Source organism: Micromonospora sp. BL4 (assembly GCF_003667505.1).
Classification (GTDB): Bacteria; Actinomycetota; Actinomycetes; order Mycobacteriales; family Micromonosporaceae; genus Micromonospora.
Genome location: NZ_RCVJ01000116.1, coordinates 99,797 through 109,495, shown reverse-complemented (window position 1 = coordinate 109,495; position 9,699 = coordinate 99,797). Strand labels below are relative to the sequence as shown.

Annotated in this window: 10 protein-coding genes; 5 read left to right on the top strand and 5 right to left on the bottom strand. The window is 74.5% G+C overall.

Annotated features, from left to right (window positions below):
- Window positions 1–59 precede the first annotated feature (59 nt).
- The gene (locus EAD89_RS12915; protein ID WP_121675871.1) at window positions 60–1,226 is read right to left on the bottom strand and encodes an acyl-CoA dehydrogenase family protein; all 1,167 of its coding nucleotides are present in this window, start codon (window positions 1,224–1,226) and stop codon (window positions 60–62) included.
- A 42-nt stretch (window positions 1,227–1,268) separates the two neighbouring features.
- Entirely contained in the window at window positions 1,269–2,042 is a 774-nt protein-coding gene (locus EAD89_RS12910; RefSeq protein WP_121655664.1) for a methyltransferase domain-containing protein, read from the bottom strand.
- Here EAD89_RS12910 and EAD89_RS12905 point away from each other — a divergent pair.
- The 4 genes from EAD89_RS12905 (at window position 2,041) to disA (ending at window position 6,685) form a co-directional block, all read left to right on the top strand.
- Window positions 2,041–2,928 (top strand): UbiA family prenyltransferase, encoded by an 888-nt coding sequence (locus EAD89_RS12905; RefSeq protein WP_233578582.1) that lies wholly within the window; start codon window positions 2,041–2,043, stop codon window positions 2,926–2,928. The two genes, EAD89_RS12910 and EAD89_RS12905, sit on opposite strands and share 2 nt — an antisense overlap.
- 140 nt (window positions 2,929–3,068) lie before the next feature.
- Window positions 3,069–3,827 carry a hypothetical protein gene (locus tag EAD89_RS12900; RefSeq protein WP_121675869.1) on the top strand — a complete coding sequence of 253 codons (759 nt, stop codon included), beginning with the start codon at window positions 3,069–3,071 and terminating at the stop codon, window positions 3,825–3,827.
- Window positions 3,828–3,911: 84 nt separating this feature from the next.
- Window positions 3,912–5,369 (top strand): DNA repair protein RadA, encoded by a 1,458-nt coding sequence (radA, locus tag EAD89_RS12895; protein WP_121653417.1) that lies wholly within the window; start codon window positions 3,912–3,914, stop codon window positions 5,367–5,369.
- A gap of 131 nt (window positions 5,370–5,500) precedes the next feature.
- A complete protein-coding gene (disA, locus tag EAD89_RS12890) occupies window positions 5,501–6,685 on the top strand; it encodes a DNA integrity scanning diadenylate cyclase DisA (protein ID WP_121653443.1) in 1,185 nt (394 codons plus the stop codon).
- A gap of 6 nt (window positions 6,686–6,691) precedes the next feature.
- On the opposite strand, the gene EAD89_RS12885 is transcribed toward disA, so the two are convergent.
- The 3 genes from EAD89_RS12885 to EAD89_RS12875 form a co-directional block, all read right to left on the bottom strand.
- Window positions 6,692–7,408, bottom strand: a complete 717-nt coding sequence (locus EAD89_RS12885) for a hypothetical protein (protein ID WP_121653444.1) — start codon at window positions 7,406–7,408, stop codon at window positions 6,692–6,694.
- A gap of 117 nt (window positions 7,409–7,525) precedes the next feature.
- Entirely contained in the window at window positions 7,526–8,122 is a 597-nt protein-coding gene (locus tag EAD89_RS12880) for a peptide deformylase (protein WP_121675868.1), read from the bottom strand.
- The gene (locus EAD89_RS12875) at window positions 8,119–8,631 is read right to left on the bottom strand and encodes a glycine cleavage system protein R (RefSeq protein ID WP_121653419.1); all 513 of its coding nucleotides are present in this window, start codon (window positions 8,629–8,631) and stop codon (window positions 8,119–8,121) included. Before EAD89_RS12875 ends, EAD89_RS12880 begins: the two co-directional genes overlap by 4 nt.
- A 96-nt stretch (window positions 8,632–8,727) precedes the next feature.
- On the opposite strand from EAD89_RS12875, the gene EAD89_RS12870 reads away from it, so the two are divergent.
- On the top strand, window positions 8,728–9,639 hold the full coding sequence (locus EAD89_RS12870; protein WP_121675867.1) for an A/G-specific adenine glycosylase: 912 nt from the start codon (window positions 8,728–8,730) through the stop codon (window positions 9,637–9,639).
- The last annotated feature ends 60 nt before the right edge of the window (window positions 9,640–9,699 follow it).

Below are 9,699 nucleotides of genomic sequence, written 5' to 3'. Positions count from 1 at the left end.
GTTCCTCCCCCCGGCCACCTCGGCCGGTCGTTCCTCCACGCCGGCCCGGCCGCGCCGGCTCACCAACGCGGGGCCCATCCGTCACGGTCCGGGTCACCGCCCAGTGCCGCGATGCCGAGCCAGTCGGCGCAGACGTCCGACGTGGCCGGGTGCAGCGAGCCGCAGCGGGCGTCCCGGTAGAGCCGCTCCAACGGATGGCCGCGCCGGGTCGCCGAGGTGCCCGCCGCCTCCAGCATCGACGCCGCCACCTCGGCGGCCGTGGTGCCGGCGAGCAGCTTCGCCCGCCACACCCAGCGGTTGGTCTCCGCGTCACCGGGCGCCTCGTCCACCCGGCGGGCCGCCTCGGCCACCACCAGCTGGGCCGCGGCCGTGGCCGCGTCCGCCCGCCCCAGCCGGGCGCGCACCGCCGGCAGGCCGGCCAGGTTGCGGGCGTTGAGGTGCTCGGCCGCCGCGTCGATCGAGGCGCGGGCCACCCCCACGTAGACCGCCGCGTAGCTGGCCACCAACCAGTGCGGCATCAGCTGCGCGACCACCAGGGCCAACCCCTCCACCCCGCCCAGCAGCCGGTCGGCCGGCACGGTGACGTCCAGGTGCAGGTCATGCGAGGAGGTGGCACGCATGCCGAGCGCGTCCCAGGTCGGCTCGACGGTCAACCCGTCACCGGCCGGCACCAGGAACTGGGAGACCACCGACTGGTCGGCGGTGCTGCGGGCGGCCACCAGGTAACCGTCGGCGTGCCCGGCGCCGGAGCAGAACGTCTTGCTCCCCTTGAGGTGCCAGCCCGCGTCGGTCGCCTCGTAGACCGTGCTCAACTGGGAGAGCCGGGCGCCGGCGCCGCGCTCACTCATCGCCACCGCGTACCAGGAGCCCTGCGCCGCGGCGGTGAGCAGCCGGTCCCGAGCGGCCAGCGCCTCGTCCGGCACGCCCAGCGCCTCGGCCAACTCCTCGGTGACCGCGCCCAACGCGCCGGTCACCGAGGCGTGCATGTTGAACACCAGGGCGGTCGCGCCGTTGCCTCGGGCAAGTTCGGTTGCCACCGCGGCGTACTCGGCGAAGCTGGCCCCCAGGCCACCCAGCGACCGGGGCACCATCAACCCGAACAGGCCGGCCTCCCGCAGGTCACGGAAGTCCTCGACCGGAAAGGAGCCGTCCCGGTCATGCTCCGCCGCCCGCGCGGCGAACCGCGGCGCCAACCGGCGGGCCGCCTCCAGCGCGTGCACCGTCATATTGCCCCCTTCTCGGCGTCCCTTACCCCCGCCACGGCCGGACTATCCGTTTCGGACTCCCCGGCCCTGGTACAACACAGCGGTCGACCGGGTCGGCACGATGCGCGGCGCACGGCCGGCGGGCGCCGCGCCGGGCGTCCGGGCCGCGCGGGCCCGTCGCAACAGCCAGGTGACCAGGCCACCGACCTGCGGTCGGATGCCACGCAGGCGCAACTCGACGCCGTGCCGGGAGCACTCGGCCACCAACTCCCGGGCGTCCACGAACAACCGTGGATCGTGAATGCCACGCGGCACGGTCGGCAGTCGCTCGGCGATCCGCACCGCGACCAGCCGGGCCAGCGCGGTGTCGTTCAGGGTGTCCAGCACCAGCAGGCCGCCCGGACGCAGCAGCCGGCACGCCTCCGCCACCGCGCGCGGCCACGCCGGCACATGTTCCAGCAGCTCACCCGCTGAAACCACGTCGGCACAGCCGTCGGGCAGCGGGACCGCGGTGGCATCACCCTGGATGACGCGTACCCCGTGCCCGGCGGCCTGGACCAGCGCCGAGCGGGTCAGGTCGACCCCGACGTGCCGGTATCCCTTTCCGGCCAGGTGCGGCGCGAGCAGCCCGGCGCCGCAGCCCAGGTCGACCAGGAGCGCGTCGGGGCGGGAAGCCGGCGGCACCAGCGCCGCGCGGGCCTCGGCGAGCCAGTGCAGCATCGCGAACGCGCCATCCGGCCGCCACCACTCGTCGGCCAGATCGTCGTACTGGCGCGGATCGTTGCGCGGCAGCACCCGGGGGCCGGTGGACGCCGCGGCCGCAGCCACGTCTCGCATGGTTCCGAGCGTGGCACGACTGCTCGGTAACGACCAGACTTCCCTTATGTCGTCGAGGGTGTTAGGGCTGGTCAGGGCGAGCCATCCGGAACCGGCCGCAGCGGTGACCACAGTGGCGGGTCTGCTGGCCTGGGGAGTGGGGCACCGGCCAGCCGGAGTCGCGTCCGTGGTGCTCGCGGTGCTGGCCAGCCAACTCGCCGTGGGCTGGACCAACGACGCGCTGGACGCGGAGCGGGATGCCACGGTGGGGCGTACCGACAAGCCGGTCGCCGCCGGCGCGGTCGGCCGGCGCACCACGGCCTGGGCCGCGGCGGCGGCCGCGGTGGCCTGCCCGCTGCTGGCGCTCACCACGAACCCCACGGCGGCGTTCTGGCTGACCGTCGCCCTGGTCTCCGCACTGCTCTACGACTGGCCGCTCAAGGCCACCGTGTTCTCGGTGCTGCCGTACGCGATCTCCTTCGGTGCGCTACCCGCCTTCGTGGTGTTGGGGCTGCCCGGCGAGCCGACCCCGCCGGCCTGGCTGCTGACGGCGGCCGCCTGCCTGGGCGCCGGGGCGCACTTCGCCAACGTCCTGCCCGACCTCGCCGACGACGCCCGCACCGGCGTGCGGGGCCTGCCGCACCGGCTGGGCGCGGCCGGCAGCCGGGCCGCCGCGGCCGGGTTGCTCCTCGCGGCGACCGCGGCCCTGGTCCTCGGGCCGCCCGGGCCGCCGTCGGCCATCGGGTTGACGGCGGTCGGCGCGGCCGCCGCCGTGCCGGCGCTGAGCTGGTACGCCGGGCGCTCGGCGGTCCGGGCCGGCCGGCGACCGGTGGCCGCCTTCCGGGCGGTGATGCTGGTGGCCCTCATCGACGTGGTCCTGCTGGTGGCGAGCGGTCGGGTGGTGTGACCGGCACCCGGGAAGGTGGCATTGCCCGGGTCCGCGTGCGGGCCTCGATCAGCTCCAACTACCCTGGAGCGCGGTCTGCGCGGGTATGGCCACCGTGCCCGGCGTGCGGCCGGTTGCGGATCGTGACGAGGAGGACCGACGTGACGCGCTCGATCAGGGGATCCCGGCGGGCGGCCCTGCTGCTGTCCGGGATTGCGACGGCGACCAGCCTGCTGGCGTCCGGGTGCGGCACCGGCCAGATCGCCGAGACCGCCAACAAGGAGCCGTCGGTCCAGGGCGTCAACCTCACGGCTGGAAACGGCGCCTTCGCGGTGCGCGGCCTGCTGGTCGACTTCCCGGGCACCGAGGGCTACCGAGCGGGGCAGGACGCGGCGCTCAACGCCGTGATCTACAACGACTCGAAGGACACGGTGACGGTCACCGTCACCACCGAGAGCGCCCGCGAGGTGGTGATCACCGGCGGCTCGGCGAGCCCGTCGGCGTCCGCCTCGGAGTCGGCCTCCGCCAGCCCGTCCGCCTCCGAGTCCGGCTCGGCCAGCCCGTCGGCGACCCCGTCCGAGACCGGTTCGTCCTCGGCCACCCCGTCCGCCCCGGAGTCGGCGCGGGCGTCGGGCTCGGCCAGCCCCTCCGCTCCGGGCCAGCCCGCCCGGATCGAGCTGGCTCCGCTGAGCTACCTCCAGCTCAACTCCGAGGCCACCCAGCAGCTCCGGCTGATCGGCCTGACCGAGGAGCTGCGCTCCGGGCAGAACGTCTTCGTGACCTTCGACTTCGGCAACGGCAACACGGTCACCGGCCCCGCGCCGATCGCGGTGCCGCTCACCCCGGCTGCTCCCCCGTCGCCGATCATCGAGCGCGAGGGCGGCTACGAGGGTGACGAGGGCGGCACGACCCACGGCTGACCCGACCCGACATCGACAAACACCCCGGCGTGGTGCCCACCACGCCGGGGTGTTTTCGTCGTACGCGGGGGCTAGCGTCCTGATGTGACCACTCCCCGATCGACCTCTCCGCGCGGCGGCACGGCCGGCGGCGCCCGTGGTCGGGCCACCGCCCGAGAGCCACGTCCGGCCTACGAGTGCGACGCCTGCGGTCACCAGCCGCCCAAGTGGGTGGGGCGCTGCCCGGAGTGCGGCGAGTGGGGCTCGGTGGTCGAGTCCACGGTGACCGGGCCGACCGTCTCCGGTCGGGTGGTCAGCTCCCGGATGCCGGCGGAGCCCGCCCGGCCGATCGCCACCATCAGCGCCGCGCCGGCCCGCGCCCGGCCCACCGGCGTGAGCGAGCTCGACCGGGTGCTCGGCGGCGGCCTGGTCCCGGGCGCGGTGGTGCTGCTCGCCGGCGAGCCCGGCGTGGGCAAGTCCACCCTGCTGCTGGACGTGGCACAGCAGTGGGCCGTCGGCGCCGGCAGTCCCTCGCTGGTGGTCAGCGGAGAAGAGTCGGTCAGCCAGGTCCGGCTCCGCGCCGAGCGGATGGGCACCCTGCACGACCAGCTCTACCTCGCGGCGGAGAGCGACCTGGCGGCGGTGCTCGGGCACCTCGACGCGGTCAAGCCGGGCCTGCTGGTGCTCGACTCGGTGCAGACCATCTCGACCACCGGCACCGAGGGGGTGCCCGGTGGGGTGACCCAGGTCCGGGCGGTCACGGCGGCGCTGGTCTCGGTCGCCAAGGAACGGGGCATCGCCACGGTGCTGGTGGGGCACGTCACCAAGGACGGCCAGGTGGCCGGGCCCCGGGTGCTGGAGCACCTGGTCGACGTGGTGCTGCACTTCGAGGGCGACAAGCACTCCTCGCTGCGGCTCGTGCGCGGCGTCAAGAACCGGTTCGGTGCGGCCGACGAGGTCGGCTGCTTCGAGATGCACGAGGGCGGCATCAGCAGCCTGGCCGACCCGTCCGGGCTGTTCCTGACCCGCTACTCCGAGCCGGTGCCGGGCACCTGCGTGACGGTGGCGATGGAGGGGCGCCGGGCGCTGGTCACCGAGGTGCAGGCGCTGATCGGAGCGACGGTCGCCGGCTCTCCCCGGCGTACCGTCTCCGGCCTCGACTCGGCCCGGCTGGCAATGGTGCTCGCGGTGCTGCAACGCCGCACCGAGCGGCTCACCCTGCACGACCGGGAGGTCTTCGCCGCCACCGTGGGCGGCATTCGCGTGGTGGAGCCGGCCGCCGACCTGGCGGTCGCGCTGGCGGTTGCCTCCGGCGGGCTCAACCTGGCCATCGCGCCGCACCTGGTGGCGATCGGCGAGGTGGGGCTGACCGGCGAGGTGCGCCGGGTCGGGGCGGTGCCCCGCCGGCTGGCCGAGGCGGCCCGGCTGGGGTTCAAGGTTGCCCTGGTTCCGCCCGGCTGCGGCCCGGCCAGCACCGGCGCCGGTCCCGAGCAGATGCAGGTGACCGAGGTCACAGACGTACGCTCGGCCCTGCACCATGCGGCCCGCGCGTCCGCCGAGTGACCCACCGTGGCGACGGGGACGGCGATACCGGACAGCATGCCGCAAGCGGGAAACGGCTGAAGGGGCGGCATCGTGACACATCACAGTAACCACGACAGCACCCACCGCACGGCAGTCCGTAGACTGTGCCCGTGCCGATCGACCGCGATACCACCAAGCCTGCCGGCGCGCCGCCTCACGCCCGCACCGGCGGCGTGGGCTCGCCCGCCCGCCCGATCAGCGTGAACGTGACCGCGGGAGCCGCCGGGAGCGCCGGCGACCCGCTGCGGGCGAACCTCGCCCTGATGGCGCCCGGCACCGCGCTGCGGGACGGGTTGGAGCGCATTTTGCGTGGCCGCACCGGCGCGCTCATCGTGCTCGGCTACGACAAGGTCGTCGAGGGCCTGTGCACCGGCGGCTTCCCCCTGGACGTGGAGTTCTCCGCGACGCGGGTGCGGGAGCTCTGCAAGATGGACGGCGCCGTCGTGCTCTCCAGCGACGGCACCCGGATCGTCCGGGCGGCGGTGCACCTGATGCCCGACCCGTCCATCCCGACGGAGGAGTCCGGCACCCGGCACCGCACGGCCGAGCGGGTGGCCCGGCAGACCGGCTACCCGGTCATCTCGGTCAGCCAGTCGATGCGGATCATCAGCCTCTACGTCAACGGTCAGCGGCACGTGCTCGACGACTCGGCGGCCATCCTCTCCAGGGCCAACCAGGCGCTGGCCACCCTGGAGCGCTACAAGCTCCGGCTGGACGAGGTCTCCGGGACGCTCTCCGCTCTGGAGATCGAGGATCTGGTCACCGTGCGGGACGCGGTGGCGGTGGTGCAGCGGCTGGAGATGGTCCGTCGGATCGCCGACGAGATCGCCGGCTACGTGGTCGAGCTGGGCACCGACGGCCGCCTCCTCGCCCTCCAGCTCGACGAGCTGATGGCCGGCGTGGACGCCGACCGGACGCTGGTCATCCGGGACTACCTGCCGGTCGGCCGCAAGTCCCGCACTCTGGACGAGGCGCTGGTCGAGCTGGACCTGCTCGGTGCCACCGAGCTGATCGACCTGGTGTCGGTGGCCAAGGCGATCGGTTACCCGGCCGCAACGGACGCGCTGGACGCGGCGGTCAGCCCTCGGGGCTTCCGACTGCTGGCCAAGGTGCCCCGGCTGCCGGTGCCGGTGGTCGACCGGCTGGTGGTGCACTTCGGCAGCCTCCAGCGGCTGCTGGGCGCCACCGTGGAGGACCTGCAGGCCGTCGAGGGGGTCGGCGACGCCCGGGCCCGCGGCGTCCGCGAAGGGTTGTCCCGGCTCGCCGAGGCGTCCATCCTGGAGCGGTACGTCTGACCCGGCTCAGCCGGTGACGGTGAGCTTCACCGGCGCGCTGAGCTTGGTGCCGACCCGGGCGAACACCTGGTACGTCCCGACCGGGGGGAAGGGGCCGGCGGCCAGCCCACTGCCGTCGCAGCGGCTGCTGTCCCGCCCGTTCCAGCCCACCTCGTAGGCACGCTCGAAGTTCGGGGTGAACGACTGCGGGTCCGACCCCTGGACCTTGCCGCAGGTGTCTGACGACCACACCTTCTCGGCCCCGGACTTGATGAAGATCTCCTGGAGGTCGGCGCCGACGTTCCGGCTGCACGTCCGGTCCGAGGTGTTCTTGATCTTGAGCTGCAGGTCGACCACCGCGCCGCGTTGAACCGAGGTCGGCCGTGCCACCGAGGTCACGCTGATCTCCGCGTCGGTGCAGGTGCCGTCGTCCACCGACCCGGCGGCCGAGCCCGGCGGCGGGTCGTTGCTGGTGGTCTCCGGGCTCGGACTCCCGGTGTCAGGATCCTCGGACGCCGGCGGAGCGCCGGTCTGCGGGGTCAACACCGGCCCGCCGGCACCCGGGCTCGCGGCGGACGTCGGAGCCGATGTCGGCGTCGCCCCCGCCTGCGGTCGACCGTCGGAGCGACCCGAGCCGGTGCAGGAGTAGAGCAGGACAATCAGGAAGAGAAGCCCCGCTCCGAGTACGACGACGCGACGCCGCCAGTACACGGCGGGTGGCAGGGGGCCGACCGTCAGACGCATGATGCCTCCCACCGTAGCCGCGCCGCAGCCCCAGCCCGGCGCGACGCGCCGGAGCGCCGCCCACACGACCCACAGACCGTCCACTGAGGAGGATTGGAGCGATCGTCCGGCGCACCGTCACAGGTAGACCTTGCGCTGATAGACGGCGTGTGCGCCAGCCACCCGGTCGAGGAAGAGCAACCCGGCGCAGTGGTCGATCTCGTGCTGCAACGCCCGCGCCTCGAAGCCGTCAGTCACCAGGCGGACCGGCTCCCCGCTCCCCGGCAGGTCGCCCTCCACCACCAACCGGCTGGCCCGCTTCACGTCCCCGGTCAGGTCCGGCACCGACATGCACCCCTCCCGGCCCGGTTTCCACCGGGTCGCCTCGACCACCCGGGCGTTGCAGAGCACGAAGGTGCCGTGCACGGTGACCGCCTTCGGATGCCCGGTCACGTCGACGGCGAACACCCGGGCGGCCACCCCGATCTGCGGCGCGGCCAGACCGACGCAACCCGGCGACACCCGCATCGTGGCGACCAGGTCGGCGGCCAGCCGGACGATCTCCGTCGCAGCCGGATCGACCTCGCCGCCGGCCCGGCTCAACACCGGGTGCGGGGCAGACACCACCGCACGCACCTCACCCCGCACGCCCAGCGACTCCGGCGTCCACCCGCCCAGCCCCACGTACGTCCCGACGCTCCGGCCGGTGTCCGGGCCGCTCCCCTCGCCGGTCACAACAGGTCCGGATCCGCCGGCCGGAGGGTCACCTCGACACCCAGCTCCGCGGCCGCCCGGTGCAACCGGTCGGTCAGCGCGTCGGCGACGCCGGCCGGCAACTCCACCTCAGCCAGCACCACGTAGAGCGAGCCGGCCAACCGCGTACTCAGGTCGGTGACGTTCCCGCCGGCGTCCACCAGCACCCGGGTCATCGCCGCGACGATGCCCATCCGGTCCGACCCGTGCACCGCCAGCACGTACGGCTCGCCCACCGGGGCCACCTCGCCGTCCGGGGTGACCGCGCGTACCGTCGCCAGAAGCTGGCCCTCGGCGGCCAGCGGCGCCAACGCGGCCTCGACCTCGGCGGCGGCCGGACCGGTGCAGATGAGGGTCATCGCGAAATGCCCCCGCAACCGGGTCATCGTGCTGTCGGTGAGATTGGCACCCAGCCGGGCCAGCACCTCGGCGACATCGGCCACGATGCCCGGCCGGTCCCGACCGATGACGGTGATCGCGAGCTCGTTCATCCGGGCATTCTGCCCGATCCGCCGGCCGCCGCCGTGACACCCCGCCCGAGCCGCCCATCCAGCGGGACCGCACCACGTGACATCATCGACGGCGCGATGACTCAATCCGATTTCGCCACCCTGGTCAGCCAGTGGTACCGACAGCACGCCCGTGACCTGCCGTGGCGCGGGCCCGGGGTCAGCCCGTGGGCCATCCTGGTCAGCGAGGTCATGCTCCAGCAGACGCCGGTGGTCCGGGTCGTCCCCGCCTGGCAGGCGTGGTTGGCCCGCTGGCCGGACCCGGCCGCGCTGGCGGCGGACAGCCCGGCTGAGGCGATTCGGATGTGGGGGCGCCTCGGCTACCCCCGGCGGGCGGTCCGGCTGCGGGAGTGCGCGGTCGCGATCGTGGAGCGGCACGGCGGTCAGGTGCCGGACCGGCTGGAGCAGCTGCTGGCCCTGCCCGGGGTCGGGACGTACACGGCGCGGGCGGTGGCCGCGTTCGCGTACGGGCAGCGGCACCCGGTGGTCGACACGAACGTGCGCCGGGTGGTCAGCCGGGCGGTGGCCGGCGAACCGGACGCCGGAGCCGTCACCCGGCCGGCCGACCTGGTCGCGACCGAGGAACTGCTGCCCACGGAGCCGGCCGCGGCGGCGCTGGCCAGCGCCGCGTTCATGGAGCTGGGCGCCGTGATCTGCACGGCCCGCTCACCGCGCTGCGCGTCCTGCCCGGTCGAGTCGGTCTGCGCCTGGCGGGCCTCCGGGCAGGAGACGCCGGCCGGACCCACCCGCCGCCCCCAGCGGTACGCGGGCACCGACCGGCAGGTACGCGGACTGCTGCTCGGGGTGCTCCGGGAGACCACCGGACCGGTCCCGCACCAACGGCTGGACCAGGTCTGGACCGACGACGTGCAGCGTGCCCGGGCCCTGGCCGGCCTGGTGCAGGACGGGCTCGTGGAGCCGGTCGGCACCGATTCCTTCCGCCTCACCGGCGACGGTCCGTCCCTGCCCGCCGCCAACCTCACGACCTGACCCGCGGCTCCCCTCCGGCGCCCCGCCTCGCCCCGGCGGTCGGCCCGCGAGGGCTCGGCC

Excerpts from the sequence above, each read along its gene's own strand:
- EAD89_RS12915 (WP_121675871.1), bottom strand. The coding sequence starts at position 1,226 with ATGACGGTGCACGCGCTGGAGGCGGCCCGCCGGTTGGCGCCGCGGTTC.
- EAD89_RS12870 (WP_121675867.1), top strand. The coding sequence starts at position 8,728 with ATGACTCAATCCGATTTCGCCACCCTGGTCAGCCAGTGGTACCGACAG.
- EAD89_RS12885 (WP_121653444.1), bottom strand. The coding sequence starts at position 7,408 with ATGCGTCTGACGGTCGGCCCCCTGCCACCCGCCGTGTACTGGCGGCGT.
- EAD89_RS12910 (WP_121655664.1), bottom strand. The coding sequence starts at position 2,042 with ATGCGAGACGTGGCTGCGGCCGCGGCGTCCACCGGCCCCCGGGTGCTG.
- EAD89_RS12875 (WP_121653419.1), bottom strand. The coding sequence starts at position 8,631 with ATGAACGAGCTCGCGATCACCGTCATCGGTCGGGACCGGCCGGGCATC.
- EAD89_RS12905 (WP_233578582.1), top strand. The coding sequence starts at position 2,041 with ATGGTTCCGAGCGTGGCACGACTGCTCGGTAACGACCAGACTTCCCTT.